Origin of the sequence: Bradyrhizobium sp. HKCCYLRH3059 (assembly GCF_051168035.1) — a bacterium.
In the GTDB taxonomy this organism is placed as follows: domain Bacteria; phylum Pseudomonadota; class Alphaproteobacteria; order Rhizobiales; family Xanthobacteraceae; genus Bradyrhizobium.
The window spans coordinates 756,594-782,265 of sequence record NZ_JBNPUF010000002.1; the positions used below are offsets into that span (position 1 = coordinate 756,594).

Annotated in this window: 21 protein-coding genes; 7 read left to right on the forward strand and 14 right to left on the reverse strand. The window is 65.4% G+C overall.

Annotated elements, in window-relative coordinates; all coding sequences use genetic code 11:
- Positions 1-72 precede the first annotated feature (72 nt).
- The 8 genes from ACQR13_RS10365 to ACQR13_RS10400 all read right to left on the reverse strand — a co-directional run bounded on the left by ACQR13_RS10365 (position 73) and on the right by ACQR13_RS10400 (position 9,805).
- Positions 73-1,026 (reverse strand): DMT family transporter, encoded by a 954-nt coding sequence (locus ACQR13_RS10365; RefSeq protein ID WP_434862813.1) that lies wholly within the window; start codon positions 1,024-1,026, stop codon positions 73-75.
- Between the two features lie 195 nt (positions 1,027-1,221).
- Positions 1,222-2,061, reverse strand: coding sequence for an aldo/keto reductase (locus ACQR13_RS10370; RefSeq protein WP_315754168.1), 840 nt, complete (start codon positions 2,059-2,061; stop codon positions 1,222-1,224).
- A gap of 212 nt (positions 2,062-2,273) precedes the next feature.
- Positions 2,274-4,964, reverse strand: coding sequence for a nitrate reductase (locus tag ACQR13_RS10375; protein ID WP_434862801.1), 2,691 nt, complete (start codon positions 4,962-4,964; stop codon positions 2,274-2,276).
- Positions 4,965-4,983: 19 nt separating this feature from the next.
- Positions 4,984-6,198, reverse strand: coding sequence for an NAD(P)/FAD-dependent oxidoreductase (locus ACQR13_RS10380; protein WP_409977925.1), 1,215 nt, complete (start codon positions 6,196-6,198; stop codon positions 4,984-4,986).
- 5 nt (positions 6,199-6,203) lie between these two features.
- Entirely contained in the window at positions 6,204-6,629 is a 426-nt protein-coding gene (locus ACQR13_RS10385) for a globin family protein (RefSeq protein ID WP_315715731.1), read from the reverse strand.
- An 82-nt stretch (positions 6,630-6,711) separates the two neighbouring features.
- Positions 6,712-7,506 carry an ABC transporter ATP-binding protein gene (locus tag ACQR13_RS10390; RefSeq protein WP_315715819.1) on the reverse strand — a complete coding sequence of 265 codons (795 nt, stop codon included), beginning with the start codon at positions 7,504-7,506 and terminating at the stop codon, positions 6,712-6,714.
- Positions 7,507-7,515: 9 nt separating this feature from the next.
- Entirely contained in the window at positions 7,516-8,424 is a 909-nt protein-coding gene (gene ntrB / locus ACQR13_RS10395) for a nitrate ABC transporter permease (protein ID WP_315715730.1), read from the reverse strand.
- Between the two features lie 64 nt (positions 8,425-8,488).
- Positions 8,489-9,805, reverse strand: coding sequence for a CmpA/NrtA family ABC transporter substrate-binding protein (locus ACQR13_RS10400; protein ID WP_315754174.1), 1,317 nt, complete (start codon positions 9,803-9,805; stop codon positions 8,489-8,491).
- A 679-nt stretch (positions 9,806-10,484) separates the two neighbouring features.
- Between ACQR13_RS10400 and ACQR13_RS10405 the strand changes: the two genes are divergently transcribed.
- Together ACQR13_RS10405 and ACQR13_RS10410 are read left to right on the forward strand one after the other, a co-directional pair.
- Entirely contained in the window at positions 10,485-11,318 is an 834-nt protein-coding gene (locus ACQR13_RS10405) for a formate/nitrite transporter family protein (protein ID WP_315754176.1), read from the forward strand.
- A gap of 69 nt (positions 11,319-11,387) precedes the next feature.
- Entirely contained in the window at positions 11,388-13,118 is a 1,731-nt protein-coding gene (locus tag ACQR13_RS10410) for a bifunctional protein-serine/threonine kinase/phosphatase (protein ID WP_315754178.1), read from the forward strand.
- 20 nt (positions 13,119-13,138) lie between these two features.
- Here ACQR13_RS10410 and ACQR13_RS10415 read toward each other — a convergent pair whose 3' ends face one another.
- Entirely contained in the window at positions 13,139-14,053 is a 915-nt protein-coding gene (locus tag ACQR13_RS10415) for a dioxygenase (protein WP_315754180.1), read from the reverse strand.
- A 149-nt stretch (positions 14,054-14,202) separates the two neighbouring features.
- Between ACQR13_RS10415 and ACQR13_RS10420 the strand changes: the two genes are divergently transcribed.
- Positions 14,203-15,477 (forward strand): serine hydrolase domain-containing protein, encoded by a 1,275-nt coding sequence (locus ACQR13_RS10420; protein ID WP_315715725.1) that lies wholly within the window; start codon positions 14,203-14,205, stop codon positions 15,475-15,477.
- 231 nt (positions 15,478-15,708) lie between these two features.
- Positions 15,709-17,226: a sensor histidine kinase gene (locus ACQR13_RS10425; protein WP_434842217.1), complete on the forward strand. Its 1,518-nt coding sequence runs from the start codon at positions 15,709-15,711 to the stop codon at positions 17,224-17,226.
- Positions 17,227-17,232: 6 nt separating this feature from the next.
- On the opposite strand, the gene ACQR13_RS10430 is transcribed toward ACQR13_RS10425, so the two are convergent.
- The gene (locus tag ACQR13_RS10430) at positions 17,233-17,967 is read right to left on the reverse strand and encodes a cytochrome c biogenesis CcdA family protein (RefSeq protein ID WP_316170614.1); all 735 of its coding nucleotides are present in this window, start codon (positions 17,965-17,967) and stop codon (positions 17,233-17,235) included.
- 304 nt (positions 17,968-18,271) lie between these two features.
- The gene (locus ACQR13_RS10435) at positions 18,272-18,517 is read right to left on the reverse strand and encodes a hypothetical protein (RefSeq protein WP_315737708.1); all 246 of its coding nucleotides are present in this window, start codon (positions 18,515-18,517) and stop codon (positions 18,272-18,274) included.
- Between the two features lie 515 nt (positions 18,518-19,032).
- Here ACQR13_RS10435 and ACQR13_RS10440 point away from each other — a divergent pair.
- From ACQR13_RS10440 to ACQR13_RS10450, 3 genes are all read left to right on the forward strand, one after another.
- Positions 19,033-20,253, forward strand: coding sequence for a LysR family transcriptional regulator (locus tag ACQR13_RS10440; RefSeq protein ID WP_315715722.1), 1,221 nt, complete (start codon positions 19,033-19,035; stop codon positions 20,251-20,253).
- A 7-nt stretch (positions 20,254-20,260) separates the two neighbouring features.
- Positions 20,261-20,656, forward strand: a complete 396-nt coding sequence (locus tag ACQR13_RS10445) for a helix-turn-helix domain-containing protein (protein WP_015668220.1) — start codon at positions 20,261-20,263, stop codon at positions 20,654-20,656.
- Between the two features lie 440 nt (positions 20,657-21,096).
- Positions 21,097-21,918, forward strand: a complete 822-nt coding sequence (locus ACQR13_RS10450; protein ID WP_434862802.1) for an enoyl-CoA hydratase — start codon at positions 21,097-21,099, stop codon at positions 21,916-21,918.
- On the opposite strand, the gene ACQR13_RS10455 is transcribed toward ACQR13_RS10450, so the two are convergent.
- From ACQR13_RS10455 to ACQR13_RS10465, 3 genes are all read right to left on the reverse strand, one after another.
- Positions 21,915-22,994: an isocitrate/isopropylmalate dehydrogenase family protein gene (locus ACQR13_RS10455; RefSeq protein WP_434862803.1), complete on the reverse strand. Its 1,080-nt coding sequence runs from the start codon at positions 22,992-22,994 to the stop codon at positions 21,915-21,917. The two genes, ACQR13_RS10450 and ACQR13_RS10455, sit on opposite strands and share 4 nt — an antisense overlap.
- 164 nt (positions 22,995-23,158) lie before the next feature.
- Positions 23,159-24,226: an alcohol dehydrogenase gene (locus ACQR13_RS10460; RefSeq protein ID WP_315715718.1), complete on the reverse strand. Its 1,068-nt coding sequence runs from the start codon at positions 24,224-24,226 to the stop codon at positions 23,159-23,161.
- Positions 24,227-24,457: 231 nt separating this feature from the next.
- Positions 24,458-25,525, reverse strand: coding sequence for a CaiB/BaiF CoA transferase family protein (locus ACQR13_RS10465; protein WP_410052270.1), 1,068 nt, complete (start codon positions 25,523-25,525; stop codon positions 24,458-24,460).
- Positions 25,526-25,672: the final 147 nt, after the last annotated feature.

Below are 25,672 nucleotides of genomic sequence, written 5' to 3' on the forward strand. Positions count from 1 at the left end.
TAGCGATCGCGCAACGCATCCACTCAAAAAGTCACACCCCCTGACGGCCCGGGGGGACGTGCAATCGATCATTTACGGATTCGGCGAGCTCTCGCCGGCGACCTGGAGCAGTTGCGAGCGGCGGATGCGCTCGCGATGGGCGGTGTAGAGGCCGCTGGAGACGATGAAGGCGGCGCCGACGATGGTCCAGACGTCCGGCACCTCGCCGAACACCAAGAAGCCGAGGATGCTGACCCACAGGAGCTGGGTGTAGGAGAACGGCGCCAGCACCGAGGCGTCGGCATAGCGGAATGCCAGCACGACGATCCACTGCCCCATGGTCGAGGCGACGCCGACCAGCACGCCGAAGCCGATGTCCTGCCAGGACGGCGTGGTCCACACGAACGGCACGATTGCCGTGAGCACGCAGACGCCGGCAATCGAGGAATAGGTCATGATGGTGATGGCGTGCTCGCGGCCGCTCATCATCCGCGTCATGATCAGCGTGCAGGCCCAGGCGAACGCCGAGACGATCGGGAACAGCGCAGCGAGATGGAACGCGCCGGTCCCAGGGCGGAGGATGATCAACACGCCGCACAGCCCGACCGCGGTTGCGACCCAGCGGCGCAGGCCGACCTTCTCGCTGAGGAAGATGATCGACAGCGCGGTGACGAACAGCGGCGCGACGAAGCCGGTCGCGGAGGCCTCGGCGATCGGCAGATAGCGTAAACCGGTGATGAACATCAGCGACGAGCCGAGCAGCGCAACGCCGCGCAGCAGCTGGAACTTGAGCTGCTCGGTGCGCATCGCGAACAGCGGCGAGCCCGGGATCATCGCCGGCACCATGATCAGCGAGAAGACCACGAAGCGGATCCAGGTGATCTCGATCGAGGGCAGCGTCTTCGACAGATACTTCGCGGTGACGTCCGAGGTGCCGAGGAACACGGTCGACAGCAGGATCAGCGCGATGCCGCGAAACGGCCGGTCGGCGCGCGCGGGCGCGCGCTTGCGCGTGGCCTGCGGCTTCTCCTGGAGGGAGGTCGGCATGTCGTCGAGCCGCGCGGCGGCAGCCGCACTCGGTGGCGGGGTCACGGTCGAACTCGGAAGTTTGGAAACAGGACGATTCGGTGAGTGGCGACAAGACGCCAATCGCGACGCCGCGACAACCCATCGAAGCGGGCAGCACTTATGCGTTGCTACGCGCCGGGGTAGCAAACATCCGTAATTTTCCGTGATGCTGCATTACAGCATGGGCAGCCCACGGGGCTTCGGCCCGCGCGGAAAGGCGCGATCGATTGCGGCGATCTCGGCCGCGGTGAGCTCGATGTCGCCGGCCGCCGCATTCTGCTCGGCATGCCCGGGCCGCGACGCCTTGGGGATCGCGAACAGCGACGACGCCCGCGTCAGGAAGGCCAGCGCGACCTGGCGCGGCGTTGCACCATGCTGCTCCGCGATCCGCTGCAGCACCTCGCCGCCGGCGCCGCGGCGTTCCGGAAAGTCGTCATGGCCGAACGGCGAGTAGGCGACCACGGCAACACCATGCTGGCCGCACCACGGGATGACGGCATGCTCGATGGCGCGCTCCTGCAGATGATAGAGCACCTGGTTGCAGGCGATCTTGCCCTCACCTGCGACCTCCAGCAATTCGTCGAGATCGTCGACGTCGAAATTGCTGACGCCCCAGGACGCGATCTTGCCGGCCGCCTTGAGCTCCTCGAACGCCGCCACCGTCTCCGCGAGTGGATAGGAGCCCGGCCAGTGCAGGAGATAGCAGTCGAGCCGGTCGGTCTTCAGCCGCTTCAGCGAGCGCTCGCAGGCGGTGACGGTGCCCTTGCGCGAGGCGTTGCTCGGCAGCACCTTCGACACCAGGAACACCTCGTCGCGTCGGCCGGCGATGGCCTCGGCGATGACGAGCTCGGCATCGCCATACATCTCGGCGGTGTCGATGTGGCTCATGCCGAGATCCAGGCCGCGCCGCAGGGTGGCGATGGCGCGGCTGCGATCGGCGTGGTCGAGATACCAGGTGCCCTGCCCGATGACGGAGACGCCGCCGCCGCCGGTTCCGAATGTCTTGTGCTTCATGCGGGCGAGCATAGAGAATGAGGCACGCGGCGTCGATTGGGTGCCCTCCCTGCTCAAGGCATCTGACACGCCTCCACACCCACGTCATTCCGGGGCGACGCGTCAGCGTCGAACCCGGAATCCCGAGCTTGTCTTGCGCTGTTTCATTTCCACCATGTCGAGATTCCGGGTTCGAGGCCGTTGGCCTCGCCCCGGAATGACAGTGTTCTCGGCTAGCTCGCCGCCGCGATGGGCGGGGCGTCCGTGGCCGTCTGCGCGATCAGCCGCTTCATCTCCGGAATGCACGAGCCGCAATTGGTGCCGGCCTTGAGCTGCGCGCCGATGGCGGCGGGCGTGCGCGCACCTGCCGTGATCGCATCGCAGATGGTGTCGCGGCCGACGCCGAAGCAGGCGCAGACGATCGGGCCGCCGCCGACGCCGTCGGGCGCGCGGCCGGACAGCAGCGTGCGACGCTGGTCGTCGTCGAGGCGGTCGGCGGCGAACATCGTCTTCACGACGTTCCAGTCGCCAGCATCATGGCCGGGGCCGACGAACAAACAGGTTTCGATGCGATCGTCGGCGAACGACGCGGCGCGATAGACGCCGCCGCCGACATCCATGTAGTCCGTGACATCGTCGGTGGCGCGCGCCTTGAACCAGGCCGGCCAGCGCGACAGATCGCCGTTGTCGGCGAACAGATAGCCGAAGCCGCCCTGCACCGTCGCGCGCGCCCACCACAGGTTGGACGGCAGCGTGAGCTCGTTGCGCGACAGGATGAAGCCGCGGAATACGTACTCATAAGAACTGATCGCAGCCGGGGTCGCCTTGGCCTCGGGCTGGCCGGAGAACGGATCGGTGTAGGAGGCGACCAGCGCGCCGACGCGGCCATGCGATGAGTTGGTGGCGCTCCAATGGATCGGCGCGAACAGCATGCCGCGCTGCTGGCGCTCGCTGACGACGACCTTGAGGATGCACTGGCCGTGCTCGGTCGTGACCTTGGCGAAACCGTCATGCATCAGGCCATAGCGCAGCGCGTCATCCGGGTGCACCTCGACGAACGGCTCCGGCAGATGCGCTGATAGCCGCGGGCTCAAGCCGGTGCGCGTCATCGTGTGCCACTGGTCGCGGATGCGACCGGTGTTCAGGCGCAGCGGGCGGGCGGCGGTGGTCTCGCCGCGCAGCGCCGGCACCTCCGGCGCGACGAAGCGCGCTTTGCGATCGTTGGTGAAGAAGGCGCCTTCGGCGAAAAAGCGCGGCTCGGGCGGCTTGCCCGCGCGCGCCGGCCATTGCACCGGCGCCATCGCGTCGTATTCGTCGTCGGTGAGCGTCGCCAGCGCGCCGATGTCGAAGTCGCGCGTGCCGTCGTTCTCGAACGCCGACAACGCCGCGTGCTCGCGGAACACGTCCGCCGCAGAGTTGTAATTGAAGGCGCCCGCGTGGCCGAGCCGTTTGCCGACCTCGCTCAGGATCCACCAGTCCGGCATGGCCTCGCCGGCCGGCGCAAGGAAGGCGCGCTGGCGCGAGATGCGGCGCTCGGAGTTGGTGACCGTGCCCGATTTCTCGCCCCAGGCCTGCGCCGGCAGCAGCACGTGGACGCCAGCATCGACGGTGTCGTTGGAGCGGACGTTCTCGGACACGACGAGCAGCTCGAGCTTCTTGAGCGCGGCGCGGACCAGATCGGCGTCCGGCAGCGACACCGCGGGGTTGGTGCCGATCACCCACAGCGCCTTGATCTCGCCGCGCGCGATCGCCTCGAACATCTGCACCGCCTTGAGACCCTCATGGGTGGCGATGTCCTTGGCCTTCCAGAAGCGGCGGACGCGGTCGATGTCCGGCGGCGTGAAGCCCATGTGGGCCGCGAGCTGGTTGGCGAGCCCGCCGACCTCGCGGCCGCCCATCGCATTGGGTTGGCCGGTCAGCGAGAACGGCCCCATGCCCAGCTTGCCGATGCGCGCGGTCGCAAGATGGCAGTTGAGGATCGCGTTGACCTTGTCGGTGCCCTGCGCCGACTGGTTGACGCCCTGCGAATAGAGGGTGACGACCTTGGGAGTATCGCGGAACAGCTTGAAGAAGGCGGCGACGTCGACCTCGGACAGGCCGGTGGCGAGCGCGGTCGCCGCGGCGCTGCCGGCGAGGCTCCGGGCGCGGGCCAGGGTCTCGTCGAAGCCGCCGGTGTGAGCGTTGATGTAGTCGTGATCGAGCGCACCGCTGTCGGCGAGATGCACCAGCAGGCCGGAGAACAGCGCCGCATCCGCGCCGGGCTTCAATCCCAGGAACAGATCGGCTTCGCTCGACGTGTCGGTGCGACGTGGATCGATGACCACGAACCTGGCGCCGCGCGCCTGCTTGTTGGCCAGCATGCGCTGGTACAGCACCGGGTGGCACCAGGCGGCGTTGCTGCCGACGAAGACCAGCAGATCGGCCTGATCGAGATCCTCATAGGTGCCGGGCACGGTGTCGGCGCCGAAGGCACGGCGGTGGCCGGCGACCGACGAGGCCATGCACAGCCGCGAATTGGTGTCGACATTGGCCGAGCCGAGAAAGCCCTTCATCAGCTTGTTGGCGACGTAGTAGTCCTCGGTCAGCATCTGGCCGGAGAGATAGAACGCCACTGCATCCTCGCCGTCGCGGGCGACGATGTGCTTCAGCCGGGTCGCGACGTGATCGAGCGCATCGCTCCAGGCCACCCGCTGCATTCCGCCCTTGCAGCGGATCATCGGGTACAGCAGCCGGCTCTCCAGCCCGAGCGTCTCGCCGAGCGCCGAGCCCTTGGAGCAGAGCCGGCCGAGATTGGCCGGATGCGAAGGATCCCCGGAGATCGCCGCGCCGCCGCGACCGTCGGGCGTGGCGAGCACGCCGCAACCGACGCCACAATAAGGACAGGCGGTGCGCACCATCGGCAGCTTCGGATCGAGCGTCGTCATCGTCGTGCGTGGCCCCTTCTCACGCTGCCTGCGGCCGCGCCCCCGCGCGGCCGAACATCATCGCTGTCCGGATCGCTGCGACCGGTTCGCGGCTCCGGATCAGGTCGCGATACCACAACGCGTCCTGAGTCTCACCGATCAGCACGGCGCCGGTGAGGCGTCCCTCGGCGATGACGAGCTTCTTGTAGATGCCCCGCCTGGCGTCGTTGAGCACGATCGCCTCGCTGCCCTCGGCGCCCATGAAGTCGCCGGCCGAGAACACCGACACACCCGACACCTTCAGATTGGTCGAGACGACACTGCCGCCATAGGCCGCCTGGCGGCCGGCGAGATGCCGCGCCAGCACCCGCGCCTGCTCATAAGCAGGTTCGACCAGCCCATAACAAGTGCCACGGTGCTCGGCGCATTCGCCGAGCGCGAAAATGCCGGGCGCCGAGGTCTGCATCGCGTCGTCGACGACGATGCCGCGATTGACCGCGAGCCCCGCCTCCTTCGCCAGTGTCACATTCGGCCGGATGCCGGCCGCGAAGACCACGGCGTCGGTGGCAAGGCGCCGCCCATCGGCCAGCTCGACTCCTTCGACGCGACCATCGCCATGGATGGCCGCGGTGCTGGCATTGAGCAGAACCTCGATGCCCTTGCGCGCCACCAGCGACTTGAGCAACGCGGCGGCCGGCGCATCGAGCTGCCGCTCCATCAGCCGGTCCATCAGATGCAACAGCGTCACCCTGGCGCCGGCACGCGCCAGGCCATAGGCCGCTTCCAGCCCGAGCAGCCCGCCGCCGACGACCACCACGCACCCCTTCTTCGCCGCCAGCGCCAGAAGCACGTCCGTGTCCCGGCTGTCGCGGAATGTGTGCACACCCGGCAGATCGGCGCCCGGCACCGGCAGCCGCAGCGGCAGCGAGCCGGTGGCGAGGACCAGGCGCGAGAACGCCACGTTCTCGTCGTTCTCGATCCGCAGTTCGCGACGGCCGACATCGATGGCGGTGACGCGCGCACCGTATTTCAACGTTACCCCGCGCTCGCGCCACCAGGCCGCCGGCTTGAGCTCGATCTCGTGGGACGCGGCCTCGCCGGCCAGCACCGACGACAGCAGCACGCGGTTGTAGGCGAGCCGCGGCTCCTCGCCGATGACGGCGATCGCGTAGCGGCCGAGCGCAGTCTGCGACAATTCCTCGACCAGCTTTGCGGCAGCCATGCCGTTGCCGACGATGACGAGCGGTTCACTCAAAGCGCCTACTCCGCCGCCTGCGCCTTGCCATGGGCTTCCGCGATCATGTAGCCGGACAGCGTGCCGTAGGCCGCGGTCCAGGCATCGGCGACATCGGGCGTCCAGCCGTCGCCAAGTCCCTTCTCGAGGGTCCACAGCAGCGCGGCGCCGACCACCGGATAGTGCTCCGGCTTGGCGCCGTAATCGACGTGGCGCTTGGCGAGCGCGCTTGCCGCCGGCAGGATCGCGGGCAGATTCGTCAATCCATTGACGACGACCGCCAAGGTCGCCATCAGCTTCTTGCGCTGCTCGGTGAGATCGTCGGGAAACATCGCGCGCACCTGCGGCGCGACCTCGAACAGCCGATCGTAGAAGATGGTCGCGGCCTGATCGGAGATCGGCGCGACCCTGGCAAAGCTATTCTGAACCAATGCGATCTGAGACGGCGTCATGGGAAATCCTTATGATGGAAACGAGAACCCGTTAGTTGCCCGACGCGGAGAGCGGTTCGATGCGCTCTCCGCTTTCCAATCGTCACGCCGCCTCGACGTAGCGATGCCGCTCATACAGGAACTCCAGCACGCGCTGGCGACACTTGACGTAGGTGGCGTTGGTCGCCAGCTCGAGCCGCTTGCGCGGCCGCGGCAGGGCGACCTCGAGCACCTCGCCGATATGCGCGCTCGGGCCGTTGGTCATCATCACGATGCGGTCGGACAGCAGCACCGCCTCGTCGACATCGTGCGTGATCATCAGGATGGTATTGCCGAGCTTCTGGTGCAGCGCCATCACCGAGTCCTGCAGATGCGCCCGCGTCAGCGCGTCGAGCGCGCCGAACGGCTCGTCGAGCAGCAGCACTTTCGGCTCCATGGCGAGCGCACGGGCAATGCCGACGCGCTGCTTCATGCCGCCGGAGACCTCGTTGGGCCGCTTGTCCTTGGCATGGGCCATCTGCACCAGGTTCAGATTGTGCATGGTCCAGGCGTCGCGCTCGGCGCGGGTCTTGGTCTTGGCGAACACCTTGTCGACGCCGAGCCGCACGTTCTCGTAGACCGTCAGCCAGGGCAGCAGGCTGTGGTTCTGGAACACCACGGCGCGGTCGGGTCCCGGCGAATTGACTTCGCGCTCCTCCAGCAGCACGCCGCCGGTCGTGGCCGTGGTGAGCCCCGCCACGATGTTGAGCATCGTCGACTTGCCGCAGCCGGAATGGCCGATGATCGAGACGTATTCGCCCTTGTTGATCGAGAGGTTGATGTCCTTCAGCACTTCGGTGGTGGCGGTGCCGCGGGTGAAGGTCTTGTCGACGTGGTCGAGCTTCAGATAGGCCATGATCTCTACCTCTCAATTCGTCGCGGTGCCGCGGGTGACGATCTTGCCGACGACCGCAATCAGGCGGTCGAGCACGAAGCCGATGATGCCGACATAGAACAGCGCCAGGATGATCTCGCTGATATGCGAGGAATTCCACGCGTCCCAGATGAAGAAACCGATGCCGACGCCGCCGATCAGCATCTCGGCCGCGACGATCGCGAGCCACGACAGGCCGATGCCGATGCGCAGGCCGGTGAAGATGTAGGGCGCGGCCGCCGGAATCATGATCTTGGCGAAGAACTCCAGCGGATTGAGCTGCACCACCGCGGCGACGTTGCGATAGTCCTGCGGAATGTTGCGGATGCCGACCGCGGTGTTGATGATGATCGGCCATACCGAGGTGATGAAGATGACGAAGATCGCCGACGGCTGGCCGTCGCGGAACGCCGCCAGCGACAGCGGCAGCCAGGCGAGCGGCGGGATCGTGCGCAGCACCTGGAAGATCGGATCGAGGCCGCGCATGGCCCACACCGACTGGCCGATCAGCGTGCCGACACCGACGCCGACGACGGCAGCAATCGCGTAGCCGAAGGCGACGCGGCGCAGGCTGGCCTCGAGATGCCAGAACAGTCCCTTGTCGATGCCGCCATGATCGAAGAACGGATCGAAGATCAGCTCGCGGGTATCGCTGAACACCCGGGAGGGCGGCGGCAGCGCCGAGCCGGCCCGGCGGCAGACCAGCTCCCAAATCAGCAGGAACAGCGCCAGCACGATCAACGGCGGCACCACGCGCACCGCGGCCTCGCGGGCCATCTTTCCATAGCGTTCGGCTTTCGGCGCCTGCTTGGGCGTCATGGTCACGATTGACGCCGAGGTGGACGCCGCCGCGGTCGGCACGACCTGGGGAGCACTATCGTTGGTCAACGCTGGCATGGACATCGGAAATCTTTCTCCGTGCAATGAGAGAGGCCGCGCGCCTTGCGCGCGCAGCGGGAGGTCCTGATCAGGCGTCGACGCGCTTGATCGACAGCGACTTCAGGTAGGCGGCGGGATCTTCCGGATCGAACACCTTGCCGTCGAAGAAGGTCTCCTTGCCGCGCGACTTGGAGGTCGGAATCTCGGCGGCTGCGACGTTCATCTCCTTGGCGGCCTCGCGCCAGATGTCCTCGCGGTTGACCTTGGCGATCAGCGACTTGGCGTCGAAGCCAGCCTCATACTTGCCCCACCGGATGTCCTCGGTGATGAACCAGAGATCGTGGCTCTGGAATGGATAGGACGCGAAGTCGCGCCAATACTTCATGATGTGCGGCGAGTTCTCGACGACCTTGCCGGTACCGTAGTCGAACTTGCCGGCCGTGCGTCCGGCGACGTCCTCGACCGGGCAATTCATCCACTGCCGCTTGGCCATGATGGTCGCAAGCTCCTGCTTGTTCTCCATCTTGTCGGCCCACTGCTGCGCTTCCATCACCGCCATCGTCAACGCTTTCGCGGCCTTCGGATATTTGTCGACAAAGGCGGCGCGCATCGCGAAGGATTTTTCGGGATGCTTGTTCCAGATCTCGCCCGTCGTGACGGCGGTGTAGCCGATACCCTGGTTGACGAGCTGCGCATTCCACGGCTCGCCGACGCAGAAGCAGTCCATGGTGCCGACCTTCATGTTGGCCACCATCTGCGGCGGCGGCACCACGATGGTCTCGATGTCCTTGTCGGGATCGATGCCGCCGGCGGCGAGCCAGTAGCGGATCCAGAGATCGTGGGTGCCGCCCGGGAAGGTCATCGCGGCCTTCACGGACTTGCCGGAGGCCTTCTTCTTCTCCAGCGCGGCTTTGAACGGCGCGGTATCGAGGCCGAGCTTGAGGTCCGCATATTCCTTGCCGACCGAGATGCACTGCGCATCGAGATTGAGCCGCGCCAGAATGTACATCGGCGTCGGCTGGTTGTTCTGCGTCACCTTGCCCGAGGAGATCAGGTACGGCATCGGGGTCAGGATGTGCGCGCCGTCGATGCCGTTGCCTTCAGAGCCGAGCACGAGATTGTCGCGCGTGGTGCCCCACGAGGCCTGCTTCTGTACGTCGACGTCGGGCATGCCGTATTTGGCGAAGATGCCCTTGTCCTTGGCCACGAACAGCGGACCGGCATCGCTGAGCGCGATGAAGCCGAGCTTGGCGCTGGCGACTTCCGGCCCCGCCCCCTGGGCGAACGCTCCGCCCGGCAAGTTCAGCTTCGCGGCTGCTAGCAGCGCAGCCGTGCCGGCGCCCGCCTTGAGAAGCTGACGACGGCTGAAGCCGTTGCGGCGAGCAGGATTGGCAGTCTTCGTCATGAGTGCTGTCGTCCTTTGTCTGAAGAGCGCTCGATGGGTGAAAAGGCCGTCCGTTGCGGGTCGCTGCGCCACGCACGAAGGCGCGTGTTCCGAGGTGGCCTCGGAAGGGGCAGCGTCACGATTCGGATGAGGATTGCGCGGACGGCATCGATGGCGTCGCGAATGCTCTTTCAAGCTTCGTGCCAACGCATCAATTTTGAATTTACAAGTAAATTCAATCGTTTAACTGCACACAGCAAATCCATCAGAGGCAGAAGGCCGCATCCAAAATTTGCGATTCGCCCACTTTGTGTGCGCCGCACACAAAGCGGGCATGGCGCGATTGTTCCATGAGCACCAGGGCAGCAAATCAGCCCTTTCAAGCAGCCGCGGCCCGGACGTCCAAACGTAATCGATTGAAATCGATGATCTTTTGATTGGCGTCAAAATTGGCACAGGCATTGCTTCGACGCCTACAAGTCAACGATGACTGCGGTTCGCCGGACTGTCGAGGCCGATGGCGCCTGATCTCCGGGACGGACGCGCGCTCGCGACCGGGGTCACCTCGGCGCGGTCGTCGTGACGCCCTTCCCCGCATTCGACATCCGATCCGCCTGCCCGTGGCGATGTCCCGCGAGAGCCAGAACCTCTCGCAAGGCAGCGCGCAATCTATTCCCGAGAGCAAACAAAGGACGTTTGAATGTCGTACCTCGCGCCTTCAGAATTCGTGACCAAGATGGTGGACGCAGGTGAGTCCAAGATCTTCATGTCGACCCGGGACACCGTCATCCGCGCCTACATGGCTGGCGCGATCCTGGCGCTCGCGGCCTGGTTTGCCGTCACCATCAATGTGAACACAGGCCAGCCGATCATCGGCGCGCTGTTGTTTCCGGTCGGCTTCTGCATGCTCTATTTGCTGGGCTTCGATCTGCTGACCGGCGTGTTCGTGCTGTCGCCGCTGGCGCTGATCGACAAGCGTCCCGGCGTGACCCTCGGGGGCGTGCTGCGCAACTGGGGCCTCGTCTTCATCGGCAATTTCGCCGGAGCACTGACCGTTGCCTTCATGATGGCATTCGTGACCACGTTCGGCTTCACGCAGGAGCCGGACAAGGTCGGCGCTGTCATCGGCAATATCGGTGAAGGCAGGACGCTCGGCTACGCGGCGCATGGCGCGGCCGGCATGGCGACGCTGTTCATCCGCGGCATGCTGTGCAACTGGATGGTCTCCACCGGCGTGGTCGGCGCGATGATCTCGACGACGGTCCCGGGCAAGGTGCTGGCGATGTGGATGCCGATCCTGGTGTTCTTCTACATGGTGTTCGAGCATTCGGTGGTGAACATGTTCCTGTTTCCGTCGGGGCTGATGCTCCATGCGAAGTTCTCGATCATGGACTACCTGATTTGGAACGAGATCCCGACCGTGCTCGGCAATCTCGTCGGCGGTCTCTCGTTCACCGGCCTGACGCTGTACGCCACCCATGTCAGGACGCAGCCGAAGCGTGATGCCAAGATCGCAGCCCGCGTCGCGGCTTGATTTCCGTCTCCCTTGGAGAGCCCGGCTTCAGTTAAGGTCGGGCTCTCCTCAAATCGCTCGATAGCCCAAATGCCATTGCGGATCACCATCGGAGCGCATTCCGACAAAGGGCAGAAGCCGGGCAACCAGGACTTCCACGGCGCACTGATTCCCGATGAGCCGGCGCTCAGCCTGAAGGGCATCGCGATCGCCATCGCGGACGGGATCAGCAGCAGCGAGGTCAGCCACATTGCGAGCGAGTCGGCGGTCAAGAGCTTCCTGACCGACTATTACTGTACGCCGGATGCCTGGTCGGTGAAGACCTCGGCGCGACGCGTGATCGCCGCGGCCAACTCCTGGCTCTACGCCCAGACCAGAGCCAGCCAATACGCCTATGACCGCGACAAGGGTTACGTCTGCACGCTCAGCGCGATGGTGATCAAGGCGGCCACGGCGCATCTCTTCCATATCGGCGATTGTCGCATCTATCGCCCCGCAGGCCATTCGCTCGAACAGCTCACCGACGATCATCGCGTCATCATCTCGTCGCAGCAGAGCTATCTGGGGCGTGCGCTCGGGGTCAATCCCGAGGTCGAAATCGACTATCAGGCCATTCGGATCGAGCGCGGCGACATCTTCGTGCTCGCGACCGACGGCGTTCACGAACACGTAGGCAAGCGTTTTGTCGCCAACGTGTTGAAAGAGAATTCCCACGACCTCGACCAGGCGGCCCGTATCATCGTCGCTGAGGCGCTGGCGCAGGGCAGCGCGGACAATCTCACGATCCAGATCGTGCGGATCGACGAACTCGGTGCCGGCGATGCCGCCGAGATTCCGGTCCAGGCCGAGCAGCTGCCGCCGGCGCCGCTGCTGGACGCGCGGATGATCTTCGAGGGCTACCGGATCGTGCGCGAGATCCACGCCAGCAGCCGCAGCCACATCTATCTGGCCGTCGACGTCGAGACGGAGCTCGCCGTCGCCCTCAAGGTGCCTTCGATCGACCTGCGCGGCGACCCGGCCTATCTCAAACGGTTCCTGATGGAAGACTGGATTGCGCGGCGGATCGACAACCCGCACGTGCTGAAGGCCTTCCCATCGACGCGTCGCCGCGATCATCTCTACGTCGTCACCGAATTCGTCGAAGGCCAGACCCTGGCGCAATGGATGATCGACCATCCCAAAGCCGATCTCGATACCGTCAGAGACATCATCGAGCAGATCGCCAGGGGGCTGCAGGCGCTGCATCGCAAGGAAGTGCTGCACCAGGATCTGCGGCCTGCAAACATCATGATCGACCGGACCGGGACGGTGAAGATCATCGATTTCGGATCGGTGCGGGTCAGCGGCGTGGTCGAGGCCGATCCGGCTGCCGACCACGACAGCATCCTCGGCACCCAGCAGTATACGGCGCCGGAATATTTTCTCGGCGAGGGCGGCTCCGAATGGTCCGACCAGTTCTCGCTCGGCGTGATCGCCTACCAGATGCTGACGGGCCGGCTGCCCTACGGCGCGCAGATGGCACGTGCACGAACCCGGGCGCAGTTTCGCAAGGTGCTTTATCACCCGGCCTCCGGCGATGACCAAACCGTCCCGCTCTGGATCGATGGCGCACTCCGGCGCGCCGTCCATCCCGTCGCCGCCAAACGTTACGAGAGCCTCTCGGAATTCGTCTTCGACCTTCGGCACCCCAATCCCGCCTATATCGGCGGCGGCCGGACGCCCCTGATCGAGCGCAATCCGCTGCTGTTCTGGAAGGCGACGACTGCGCTGCTCGCGATCGCAGTGATCATCCTGCTCGCGGCTCGCCACGGCGGCTGGTAGGCGGACCTGCCAGCCGCGGATCAGGCGGGTTCAGGCGCGATCGCGCCAAGCGGCCTCGGCGCCACGCCCGCTCCCGGCTTCATGCGGAAATCATAGGTCATCAAGTGCCATGGCCCGATGGCCAGCTTGCCGTCCGGCATCACCGCGTCGCTGCGCCGCTCGACCTGGGCGATGAGCTCGTCCTTGACGCCAAAGACGACGTCGCTGTCGAGATATTCGTCGCCGCCGACGAAGACATGGGTGATGAGCGGCTCGTAGCCCTTGGCGTCCACCAGGAAATGCACATGGGCCGGGCGCATCGGATGACGCTTGGTCTCGAGGATCATCCGTCCCACCGGACCGTCGGTCGGGATCGGATAGCTGCAGGGCAGGATGGTGCGGAAGAAAAAGCGGCCATCCGCATCGGTGATGAAGCGCGCCCGCGACGACGGACCATCGCTTTCATAGGACGGCCGCTGCGAATCGTAGAAGCCCTCGTCGTCGGCATGCCAGACATCGACCGCGGCGCCTGCCAGCGGGGCACCCGCCAGATCGGTCACCCGTCCCTGGACGAACATCTTCTCGCCCTTGAGATCCGCCGAGATGTCGGTGCCGTGGGGCGTCACCTTGTGCTCGCCGACGTAGAACGGGCCGAGTACGGTCGTCTCCGTCGCCCCTGCCCGGTCGCGATGATTGATGGCGTCGACCAGCATCGACACGCCGAGCACGTCGGACAGCAGGATGAACTCCTGCCGGCTTGCGGTGCAGGTCTGTCCGGTGCGGGTGAGAAAGTCGATGGCGGCGGCCCATTCGTCGAAAGTGAGCTCCGTCCGGCGCACATAATCGTGCAGCGACTTCACCAATTCCTGCAGCAGGAATTTCGCGCGCGGATCGGGTGTCCGTTCGAAGCTCGCGACGACGGCCTCCGTGAGCTCGGCTTCATTGAATTGTGTCATTGCCAATTCCTCCCGGCGCAAAGGGTACACGACGCATGCCTGGCCTGCCATTGGACGCGGCGCGTTTTTCGGCTATCACCCGGAACAAACGGGATGCGCGGCCGATCCTCGCGCAGGCCGCCAGAAACCGATCATAGCGGAGACGCCCGATGCTCGCCCCGACACCCGCCTCGCCCGAAACCGTCGGCATGTCGAAAGCCGCGCTCGATCGCATCGATGCCCATCTGCGGCAGCGCTATGTCGAGGCCGGCCGCTTTCCCGGGACGCAGTTGATGGTCTATCGCCGCGGCAAGATCGTGCATGCGAGCTCGCTCGGCTATGCCGACGTCGAGCGCAAGGTCCCGGTCAGGGACGACACGATCTACCGCATCTATTCGATGACCAAGCCGATCACCTCCGTCGCCTTCATGATGCTGGTCGAGGAAGGCAAGGTCGCGCTCGACGAGCCGGTCGCGAAATACATTCCGGAGTGGAAGAATCTCGGCGTGTTCGTCGCCGGGACCGCACCGGCCTTTGTCAGCCGGCCGCCGTCGCGGCCGATGCTGATCGTCGACCTGCTGCGCCACACCTCCGGCCTGACCTACGGCTTCCAGCAGCGATCGAACGTCGATGCCGCCTATCGCGACGCCAAGATCGGCGCAGTCGAAAAGGCGGGAACGCTGCAGTCGATGATCGATGATCTCTCGCGTATTCCGCTCGAATTCTCGCCGGGCGAGGCCTGGAACTACTCGGTCTCGACCGACGTGGTCGGCTATCTCGTCGGCAAGATCGCCGACCAGCCGTTCGAGCAAGTCCTGAAGCAGCGCATCTTCGATCCGCTCGGCATGAGCGACACCGATTTCCACGTGCCCGCGGCGAAGGCGCACCGGCTGGCGGCGTGCTACTCGGCCGATGCCGGCGGCGCCTTGTCGTTCCACGCCGCCGATCGCAAGGGCGGCCTGACCTTGCAGGACGACCCGGCGACCAGCTCGTTCCTGAGCCCGCCCGACTTCATCTCCGGCGGCGGCGGCCTGTGCTCGACCACGGCCGACTATCTGACGTTCTGCCGCGCATTGCTCAATGGCGGCGAGCTCGGCGGCGTCAGGCTGCTCGGACCGAAGACGCTGAAGCTGATGACCTCGAACCATCTGCCGGGCGGCGTCGACCTGCCGGCGCTGTCGCGCTCGATGTTCGCGGAAGCAGCCTATAACGGCATCGGCTTCGGTCTCGGCTTCTCGGTGACGATGGATCCGGCCAAGACGTTGATCCCCGGCAGCGCCGGCGAATATGCCTGGGGCGGCGCGGCCTCCACGGCGTTCTGGATCGACCCGGCCGAGGAGCTGATCACGATCTTCATGACCCAGGTCTTGCCGTCGAGCGCCTACCCGATCCGCCGCGAGCTGCGCACGATGGTGTACGCGGCGATCACCGAAAGCAACGTCTAGGAGCGGTAAAGCCGCTCAGGGAACCGGCGATCCCCGCGCGTTGCGCTTGGCGTGCACGCGGTGCTCTCTTATGCTGACAGTCATGTGAACGGCTGCAACCGCCGAGCCCTTGCGGAGGCAGCCGCTCCAGCCTGATATGCGCTCGCCGCACAAATTCGCCTCCGCCCGACGCGTCTCCCGCCTGCGTCAGTCCCAACGGCGATCAGCAGCGCCAGCTCAAACGGGGCATCCGTGCCAAAACTCTCCCTGCCGATCCGGCTTGCTCTTCTGGTCGCAGGGACCACACTGCCGCTCATCCTGTTCGCAGGCGGAATCGTCTTGCACAGCTACATGCAGGATCGCAGCGACGCCCGTCAGCGCGTGCTGGAGACGGTGCGCAGCATCCGGCTGACGCTCGATGCCGAAATGCAGCGCATGACCGGCGGCGTCCAGGTCCTGGCGCTGACCGATGCTCTGACCACCGGCGATTTCGAACGCTTCCGGCCGATCGCGATGGGCTTCCTCGAGCAGTACGGCAAGAACGGCACGATCGTGGTCGCCGACCGCAACGGACGCCAGCTGTTCTCGTCGGCGACGACGGATACGGCTCACCTGCCGACGCGCAACAACCGCGAGATCACCCGCCGCGTGTTCGAGACCCGGCAGCCGCAATATTCCGACCTGTTCTACGGCGTCGTGAAGAAGAGCCTGATCGTCACCGTCGAGGTGCCCGTCTTTCGCGACGGCGAGGTCGTCTATGACATCTCGTTCAGCCCGCCGATCGAGATGTTCCAGACCATCCTGGAAAAGCAGCGGCCGAATCCGGACTGGACCTTGTCGCTGCTCGACCGCCAGGCGACCGTCTTCGCGCGCGTGCCAAATCCGGCGGAGACGATAGGCAAGCAGGCCTCGCCCTCGGTGTTTGATCGCATGCGCAACGAGCAGGAGGCGACGCTGTCGAGCGTATCGCTCGAGGGCGTGCCGCTGCTGTCGAGCTTCACCCATTCCACCCTCACCGGATGGACCATCGGCGCCGGCATCGCCGAGGATTCGCTGGTTGCGCCGTTGTGGCGCAACCTCGCCGTCACCAGCCTGCTCGGCGGCATCATGCTGGCGATCGGTCTGGCCTTCGCGGTGCGGATGGCGACGACGATCGCGCGCGCCGAGATGCTGCACGACCTGCTGATCGAGGAGCTCAATCACCGGGTCAAGAACACGCTGGCGATCCTGCAGGCGATCGCGGTGCAGACCTTCCGCAGCGCCAGCCGCCATGAGCGTGAGAAGTTCGAGGGCCGGCTCGGCGCGCTCGCCGAGGCGCATAATCTGCTCAGCAAGGAGAAATGGCAGGGTTCTGAGCTGCAGGACGTGATCGAGCGCGTGCTCAAGCCCTACCGCCTCAACACGCCCGACCGCATCAGGATCTCCGGCCCGAAGGTGGCGCTGTCGCCGCGGCTCGCCGTCGTGCTGTCGATGATCGTGCACGAGATCGCAACCAACGCCGCCAAATATGGTGCGTTCTCCAACGACACCGGCACGGTCGATCTGTCCTGGGAGCTGGCGAGCGCGGCCGACGCGGCGAAGAAGCTGCCGGCACGGCTGCGGCTGGTGTGGCAGGAAACCGGCGGCCCGGTGGTCTCGGCGCCGATCCAGCGCGGCTTCGGCTCCCGCCTGATCGAGCGCAGCGCGCGCGATCAGCTCGGCGGCGAGGCCACGGTCGACTTCCTGCCGCCGGGCGTGGTCTACACCATCACCTGCAAGCTCGACGATTGAGCCGCGTCAGCCGAACCTCTGCAGCGCCGGGAACGTCTCGAGCAGCCAGATGCTGAAGGTCGAGACCGCGCCAGTGAGAAAGCCGATGCCGGTGGCGATCATCAGCACGCCCATCGCGCGCTCGATGTTCACGAGATGGCCACGCATGCGGACGAACAGCGCCGAGAACTGTTCGATCATGAACGCCGCGACCAGGAACGGAATGCCGAGGCCCGCGGAATAGACGGCAAGAAGCCCCGCCCCCTTGGCGACCGTCGTCTCCGCGGCTGCGATCGAGAGGATCGCCGCCAGGATCGGCCCGATGCACGGCGTCCAGCCGAAGGCGAAGGCGAGCCCCATGACATAGGCGCCCCACAGGCCGACCGGCTTGGGGATCGGCAGCCGCCCTTCGCGCATCAGGAACGAGATCCGCGTCAGGCCGAGGAAGTGCAGGCCCATCACGATGATGACGACGCCGGCGAGGATGGACAACTGCTCCGACCAGGCCCGGATCAGGCCGCCGATCAGCGAGGCGCTCGCCCCCAGCATCACGAACACGGTGGAGAAGCCCAGCACGAACAGTGCGGCCGAGATCATCACGGCGCGACGCGACGCGGCCGGAGGCTCGTCGCTCTCGATGTGCTCGATCGTGGCGCCGGTGAGATAGATCAAATACGGAGGAACCAGCGGTAGCACGCAGGGCGAAAGAAAACTGACCAAGCCAGCAATGAACGCGGCCGGAATCGATACGTTCTGGATCATGCGAGTCCCGCGATACGCCCCTCCAGGCGCAAGCCGGGGCACGACGCTTCTTGCCGCCGATGCGGGGAATACGCAACAGACGTGCCGAAGTTACGGCGGTCAACGATGATCGCGGCCTGCGGGCTTTCGCCAGGATAGAGCCAGACGTCCCCGGATCGGGGCCTCATTGGCGAAGTCCCCCGCCCCGATAGGGAGTGTCGCCTCGCTTTAACCGGCTCGTCTGCGAGCCGGCGCGCGCCTCACCGTGGGATCACGACATATCACAAATGCGCCAAATGCACCCTTGTGCACACATCGAACTGTGCTATTTCACCACTCGAAGCAACGGTGGCCGGCGCTGACCCGGCTGCAGCTTCGCATCGCGCAGCTTGTCGGGATTGTCGGCTTGAACCATCTCATCGCAGAGCGATTTCAGATCGTCCTCGCTCAGACGGTTCAGCTTCATGCGCAGGTCGAGGATGGCAACCGAGACCAAATGCGCCGATTCGCGATTGCCCGTCGCCGCGAGCATGGCGCGGCACTGCTCGAGGGACGCAAGCACTGCAAGCATTTGTTCGTCTGAATTGGCCACAGGCGTCGTTTCCGTTCTAGTAGCGTGCGACGAGATGGAGCCGAGCAACTCCCGACTCGCGGATGGCTTCCAAATACGTCATGTCGTTGCTCCCCTGCGCTTTGCCGATGCGGCTCAGCCGAGCCATGCACCCACCTCCTGGGACGGCACGACGGCGTCCTGGCATGACGCAGGGTGAAGAGACATCACCGCTCCCCGGCATTCGATGAATTAGCGCCACGATCCGTTCATCACGATAGCATGACAACGGCCCATCTTCGAATACCATTTCATTGCGGTCGAGGCAAAAACCGTCGATCTTAGGTTCGACTCGCGTTAAGCGTGTCCCTGTCCTACATGATGTGTCAGACCGCGCATCTGCTGGCGGTAAGACCATGCTGCAGAGAACTGAAGGTGGCAGACTCATCGACCCTCGATCGCTCAACCAAATCATGGCACGAACGTGCCCTGCCCGTAATTTATCGGAATCACTCTAGCAGGCGGAGAGAGCTTGTATGCGCGTTGCGGCGGAACGGGGCGTTCCTCAGAAGGAACGCCGGGAACTAGCCGAGACCCCTGCGACGCTGGCACCAGGGGAGCACGGAGGCTCGTCTGCTGGGGCAGGATCGAGCATTGAACTGAGCCGAGAGAGTGGCGGCGCCAAGGGCGCAACGGCGAGCAAGCCGGCAAGAACTGCGACGGGCCGGGCCGCCCCGGCCAAGTCGACCGTGAGCAAATCGGCGCAGGCAAGCCTCACCGACTGGGATGCAGCGCGGATATTCCTCGAGGTTGTCAGGGCCGGCAGCTTTCGCTCCGCGGCCGAGCGGCTGACGCTCTCGATCAATGCCGTACGGCGACGCATCGATGATTTCGAGCGGCAGATCGGCGCGACGCTGTTCACGCGCGATGTCCACGGCGCTCGGCTGACCGACGAAGGCGCGCTGGTGGTCTCCGCCGTCGAGCACATGGAGGCCGCGTCATTCGAGTTGCTGCGCGCGGGCGATGGTCTCGCCGGCGCTGCGTCGGGCGAGGTCCGGGTCGCGGTGACCGAGGGGCTCGGCACGTTCTGGCTGGCGCCCCGGCTGGTCGAATTTCAGCAGAGCTTTCCCAACGTCATGGTCGATCTCTATTGCGCGATGCGCTCGGCCGACGTGTCGCGTCACGAGGCCGACGTCGCCATCCACCTCTCCCGGCCGGCGGCGCTCGACGTCAAGCTGGTCCGGCTTGGCCGCATGCACCTGATGTGCTTTGCGAGCGAGAAATATTTGGAGATATTTGGCATCCCAAAGACGATTGACGATCTCGTCAAACACCGCTTGGTTCTGCAGGTGGCGGACGAAGCCGCCGCCAATGCCGCCTTCGCCACCATCTTCCCCGGTTTCGAGCAGCGGGACCTGATCGCGATGACCACCAATGTCTCGAGCGCCAATTACTGGGCCGTGGCGCACGGCGCCGGCATCGGAGTCTTCCCAACCTATGCGAGTGCCCTGGGCGGGAAAATCATACCACTGGAGGTTGACCTCAAGTGGTCTTACGACATCTGGCTGTCTTATCATGCCACCACCGGACGCATCCCTAGGGTGCGTCACATGATCGACTGGCTGGTCGAGGCTTTTAACCCTGGCAAATACCCGTGGTTTAAAGACGAATTCATTCATCCACAGCAACTTAAAACAGTATATATGGGTGAACCCCTGACCCATCTATTCGGGGGCTTTCCGATGGAAGGACGGTAAAATCAGTATGAACAAATCAGCGGCAAAGAAAATGAAGCAGCGCAGTGCGGGCAAGCCCGACATCGAGCTCGGCAAGCGGATTCGCCTGCGGCGTGTAGAGCAGAAGATCTCGCAGGCCGAGCTCGGCGAGAAGCTCGGCGTGAGCTTCCAGCAGGTCCAGAAGTACGAGAAGGGCGTCAACCGGGTCGGCGCTGCGCGTCTGCAGCAGATCGCCACCGCGCTCGACGTGCCCGTGACGTTCTTCTACGACGGCGACAGCAAGGCGCGCGAGGTCGAGAGCCTCCTGTTCCTGGACTCAGCCTTCAGCCTGCGGTTGCTGCGCGCCTACAGCAAGATCAAGGACCAGACCGTGCAGCGTCAGCTGGTATCCTTGATGGAATCGATCGCAGCGAACGAAGAATAGGCAAGGCTGTCTGATCCGTCAGACAGGTCTGCCCGTGATGGATATGGGCCATCTTCGCTCGAGGGCGCAACTTGGGGGCGCCAGGCGCTCTGCCAGCTCGGGCGAGTTCACTGCCTCGGCTCAAGGCCGAGCGATCGGCGCGGCCGACACACCGGCCCTTCTCGTCCGCACAGCGATCGCTGCGCGGTCTGAGGCTTCGTCGCCTTTATAATCTCGTGCTCTCTGCCGTCATAGGAAGTGGCGGCATGCCGGCGTTTCGGTCCCGTCCGGCCGACGCTGATCATGACTGCTGCGCGTCCTCTCCTGGGCCACACATGCACAGGTCGAGAGCCTCGGCCCGAACGTCCCTTTGCCTGCCCATCATGTCCTGAACTTGCATTGACGCCGTCACGGGCGCGGTGAACGATGGCGGCCGCCTGCCCTCCTGCGGACGGACCCACATGCCGACCATCTCCGAGCTCCCCACCACCTTCGCCGGGGACAAGATCCTCATGACCAGAGCGGACGATGGCGTCGGCATCATTACCTTCAACAACCCGGACAAGCGCAATGCGATGTCGCTGGAGATGTGGGAGGGGCTCGGCCAGGCACTGGTCGCGCTGCGCGACGATGACGCGATCCGGGTCGTGGTGCTGACCGGCGCCGGCGGCAAGGCCTTCGTGTCCGGCGCCGACATCAGCCAGTTCGAGCAGAGCCGCCACAATGCCGCGGCCTCGGAGGCCTATGCCGAGCGAAGCGCCGCCCAGCGGGCGCTGCTCGCCGGCTACCCGAAGCCGACGATCGCCTGCGTCAGCGGCTTCTGCCTCGGCGGCGGCCTGCAGATCGCGATGTTGACCGACATGCGCTTCGCCGCCGCGGACAGCCAGTTCGGCATCCCCGCCGCCAGGCTCGGCATCGCCTATGGCTATGACGGCCTGCGCAACCTGGTGTCACTGGTCGGCCCGTCGCAGGCGCGGCTGCTGCTCTATACGGGCCTGCGGATCGATGCCGCGGAGGCGCTGCGGATCGGCCTCGTCGACCGGATGATGAGCAACGGCGAACTGCTGCCGGCCACGCTGGAAATCGCCCGCACCATTGCCGTCAATGCGCCGCTGGCGGTCAAGGCCGCCAAGATCACCATCGCCGAAGTGCTGAAGGACGAAAGTCGCCGCGACATGGAAGCTATCAAGCGGATCGGCGACATCTGCATGGATTCGGAGGATTTCCGCGAGGGCCGCCGCGCCTTCATGGAGAAGCGCAAGCCAGCCTTCAAGGGACGTTAGAGCGCCTCCAGCACCGCCCTGGTCACGTCGATCGTGCCGGCATTGCCACCGAACTCGAATGGCTTGAGGCCGGATGCATAGACTTGGTCGACGGCCTGCTCGATCCGCTGGGCAGCCTCGGCTGCCCCCTCGATGCCATGGGTGTCCGCCAGCCAGTCCAGCATCATCGCGGCCGACAGGACCATCGCGGTCGGGTTGGCCTTGCCCTGTCCCATGATGTCGGGCGCGGTGCCGTGGCAGGGCTGGAACACGGCGTGGCGATCGCCGATGTCGGCCGACGGCGCCATGCCCATGCCGCCGACGAGACCGGCGGCGAGATCGGACAGGATGTCGCCGAACATGTTCTCGGTGACCAGAACGTCGAAATCCCACGGGCGCTTCACCAGCATGAGCGCGCAAGCATCGATGTAGAGGCGGTCCGTCTTCACGTCCGGATGAAGTTGAGCGACCTCGTCGAAGATCTTACGGAAGTAGGCGAAGGCCTTGAAGACGTTGGCCTTGTCGACGCAGGCTAAAGTCCCCGAGCGGCCGCGCGCGCGGCGCCGGGCGGCGAGCTTGAAGGAGAAGTTGAACAGCCGCTCAGATGTCTTGCGGGTGATGACGAGGGTCTCGCGCGCCTCCTCATGTGTCACGACACCTTTGCCCATCGAGGCGAACAGGCCTTCGGTGGACTCGCGGATCACGACGAAGTCGATGCCGCGCTCGGCGGCGCCGACGATCGGACTCGGCACGCCCGGGATCAGCCGCGCCGGCCGCACGCCGGCATAGAGGTCGAAATGGAAGCGCAGCTCGATCTGCGGCGCGATCTCGGTGTTGTCGGGATAGCGCACCGACGGCAGCCCGCAGGCGCCGAGCAGGATCGCGTCCGCCTCTTCGCACAGCCGGATCGTGGAGTCGGCGATCGAGACGCCGGTCGCGAGATAGTTGTTCGCACCGGCCTGGGCCTCGGTGAACCGGAACGACAGGCCGGCCTTGGCCTCGACCTTGCGCAGCACTTCAAGGGCCGGCGCCATGACCTCCGGCCCGATGCCGTCGCCGGGGAGGACTGCGATGTGGAGTGCGTTAGTGGAGGGCATGCTTTTTTCTTCGTCACACGAGGGATTTAGCGCCGTCATTGCGAGCGAAGCGACTTGTCCGCCTTAGCCCGAAGGGCGACGGCGGAAGCAATCCAGGGCCCAGGTTGAGACTCTGGATTGCTTCGTCGCTTCGCTCCTCGCAATGACGATGGAGAGGGTGTGTCCTACGGCGTCAGCACGGCGCGGCCGACCAGCTGACCCTTCTGCAGCTCACGCAGAGCATCGTTGGCCTTGGCGAGCGGCATCGGCGTCACCGGGATCGGCGCGATGTGCTTGGCACGGACGAGGTCGAGCAGCTCCTTTGTCTCGCGGAGATTGCCGACATAGCTGCCCTGGATCGTCACCGCCTTGATCGGAATGAGCGGCAGCGCCCACGGCGCGCCGCCGCCGAACAGGCCGACGATGACCAGCTTGCCGCCCTTGGTGAGGCAGTCGAAGCCCAGCTGCGCGGTGGCGGCATTGCCGACCAGGTCGATGACGGCCCGGATCGGCTCGCCTGCGGCCTTGTTCAGTTGCTCCAGCGCATCCGGCGCCTTGCCGTCGACCGCCGCCAGCGCGCCGGCCGCCAGCGCCGCCTCGCGCTTGCGTGCGTCGATATCGACCACGATCGCGCCCTTGCCGCCCATCGCCTTCAACAGCGACAGCGCCATCAGCCCGAGGCCGCCGGCGCCGAAGATCACGATCGGCGTGTCGAAATCCTTCTCGACCTTCTTCAGCGCGCTGTAGGTCGTGACGCCGGAGCAGGCGTAAGGCGCGGTCGTCACCGGATCGAGCCCCTTGAGGTCGATCAGGTGGCGCGGATGCGGCACGGTCATGTGGTCGGCATAGCCGCCGTCGCAATAGACGCCGAGCGAGGCCGGCTTCAGGCACATGTTCTCGTCGCCGGCGAGACAGGTGGCGCACTTGCCGCAGCCGATCCAGGGATAGACCAGCACGACGTCGCCGACCTTCAGCCCGCCCTTCTCCGCCTCGGTGACCTCCGGCCCGAACGCCACGATCTCGCCGGCGCTCTCGTGGCCCATGGTCCGCGGCAGCGACACGCCGCGATCCTTGAGGGACAGCGGCTTGCGGCCGTGCCCGAGATCATAGCCGCCTTCCCAGATGTGCAGATCGCTGTGGCAGACGCCGGCCGCCTTCACCTTGATCAGCACCTGTTTGCCGAATGGTTGCGGTGTCGGCTCGTCGACCTCGGTCAGCGGCGCATTGAAATCGGTGACCTTGAAGCTCTTCATGGTTTCACTCCCGTAGTCCGGTGCGGGCGCGACCGGACGGCGCATCGACGGGACGAGCGGCGAGGCTGCGCGCGGCAACGTCGCCTTGGACCTCCTCCCCGGCATGAGCGCGCCCGGCTGGTCCGGACTGTTCTTGCGATATCGCGACATTGGCTGGAAACGCGAGGAGCGGCAAGGCTGCGCGCAGCGCCTGCGGTCATGGCAGCCCTGCAGCGTTTTGCCTCAGCGAGCTCAAGGTTTTGCAGCGTCGCCTACGCCAGCTCCCCGCAGGACTTCCACGGTATGCTCTCCGAGGCTTGCGGCCCGCGGGCCGGCCGCAACCTTCGCTTCCGACATCCGAAACGGCAGGTTGACGACCTTGAAGTTGCCGGCTGCATCCTCCACATCGGCCAGCGCGCCGCGATGCGCGATCTGCGGATCAGCCAGCGCATCGGCCACGCTGCGGTAGGCCGAACTGGGCACGCCGCCCGCATTCAATGCCGCCAGGCACTGGGCGACGTTGAGCCCGCGCGACCAGGCTTCCACGCCATCCATCAGCGCCCCCCAGTTTGCCCGCCGGTCGGAATATTTTGCGAATCTGGGATCATCAACCCAGTCCGGATGGCCGATCACGGTCATCAGGTTCTGGAACGTCTTCTCGCTGGCGATGGCGATCATCACATAGCCGTCGCGACACTCCGCCGGGCCGAAGGTCGGCCGCGACGGCTGCGCGACGGGAAATTGCGACCATTGGATCTCGTTCAGTGTCAGGCTCAGCATCGATTCCAGCATCGAGCAGTCGATGTGCTGGCCGCGCCCGTTGCGTTCGCGCTGATACAGAGCGGAGGCGATGGCGCCGAACGCGTAGGTCCCGGTGACGACGTCGGCATGATAGATGCCGCAATAATCGGGCCGGCTGCGCCCCGGCTGGTAGGCGAGATGCGCCATGTCGTAGCCCGAAGCCGCATGGATCACCGGGGCGTAGGCCGGGAGTTCCGCCGATGGGCCGGTCTGGCCGTAGCCCGAGATCGAGCAGTAGATCAGCCGCGGATTCAGCGCGCTCAAGGCCGCATAGTCCAGCCCGAGCCGCTGCATCACTCCAGGGCGGAAGTTCTCAACCAGGATATCGGCCGATGCGACCAGCCGACACACCGCGGCGACACCGTCGCGCGACTTGAGGTCGAGCACGACGCTCTTCTTGCCGACGTTGAGCTGACCGAAAGCGGTAGAGCAGCCATGACGCATCGGAGGCCGGGTGCGCATGGTTTCACCTTCGACTGACTCGATCTTGATCACCTCCGCTCCCATATCGGCAAGCATGCGGGCACAGTGCGGGCCGGCGATGGTGGTCGAGAAGTCGAGGACGCGCAGTCCCTCGAAACATCCTGTCAAACGGCTCTCATCGTTTCCCACTAGACTCACCCTGGCAGCTCCCTGGTTTGAACTCTTCTCGCTCGGCACCGAGGC

Coding starts and splice junctions, on each gene's coding strand:
- ACQR13_RS10365 (WP_434862813.1), bottom strand. CDS start 1,026: ATGCCGACCTCCCTCCAGGAGAAGCCGCAGGCCACGCGCAAGCGCGCG.
- ACQR13_RS10370 (WP_315754168.1), bottom strand. CDS start 2,061: ATGAAGCACAAGACATTCGGAACCGGCGGCGGCGGCGTCTCCGTCATC.
- ACQR13_RS10375 (WP_434862801.1), bottom strand. CDS start 4,964: ATGACGACGCTCGATCCGAAGCTGCCGATGGTGCGCACCGCCTGTCCT.
- ACQR13_RS10385 (WP_315715731.1), bottom strand. CDS start 6,629: ATGACGCCGTCTCAGATCGCATTGGTTCAGAATAGCTTTGCCAGGGTC.
- ntrB (WP_315715730.1), bottom strand. CDS start 8,424: ATGTCCATGCCAGCGTTGACCAACGATAGTGCTCCCCAGGTCGTGCCG.
- ACQR13_RS10400 (WP_315754174.1), bottom strand. CDS start 9,805: ATGACGAAGACTGCCAATCCTGCTCGCCGCAACGGCTTCAGCCGTCGT.
- ACQR13_RS10405 (WP_315754176.1), top strand. CDS start 10,485: ATGTCGTACCTCGCGCCTTCAGAATTCGTGACCAAGATGGTGGACGCA.
- ACQR13_RS10410 (WP_315754178.1), top strand. CDS start 11,388: ATGCCATTGCGGATCACCATCGGAGCGCATTCCGACAAAGGGCAGAAG.
- ACQR13_RS10415 (WP_315754180.1), bottom strand. CDS start 14,053: ATGACACAATTCAATGAAGCCGAGCTCACGGAGGCCGTCGTCGCGAGC.
- ACQR13_RS10420 (WP_315715725.1), top strand. CDS start 14,203: ATGCTCGCCCCGACACCCGCCTCGCCCGAAACCGTCGGCATGTCGAAA.
- ACQR13_RS10430 (WP_316170614.1), bottom strand. CDS start 17,967: ATGATCCAGAACGTATCGATTCCGGCCGCGTTCATTGCTGGCTTGGTC.
- ACQR13_RS10435 (WP_315737708.1), bottom strand. CDS start 18,517: ATGCTTGCAGTGCTTGCGTCCCTCGAGCAGTGCCGCGCCATGCTCGCG.
- ACQR13_RS10440 (WP_315715722.1), top strand. CDS start 19,033: ATGCGCGTTGCGGCGGAACGGGGCGTTCCTCAGAAGGAACGCCGGGAA.
- ACQR13_RS10445 (WP_015668220.1), top strand. CDS start 20,261: ATGAACAAATCAGCGGCAAAGAAAATGAAGCAGCGCAGTGCGGGCAAG.
- ACQR13_RS10450 (WP_434862802.1), top strand. CDS start 21,097: ATGCCGACCATCTCCGAGCTCCCCACCACCTTCGCCGGGGACAAGATC.
- ACQR13_RS10455 (WP_434862803.1), bottom strand. CDS start 22,994: ATGCCCTCCACTAACGCACTCCACATCGCAGTCCTCCCCGGCGACGGC.
- ACQR13_RS10460 (WP_315715718.1), bottom strand. CDS start 24,226: ATGAAGAGCTTCAAGGTCACCGATTTCAATGCGCCGCTGACCGAGGTC.
- ACQR13_RS10465 (WP_410052270.1), bottom strand. CDS start 25,525: ATGCTTGCCGATATGGGAGCGGAGGTGATCAAGATCGAGTCAGTCGAA.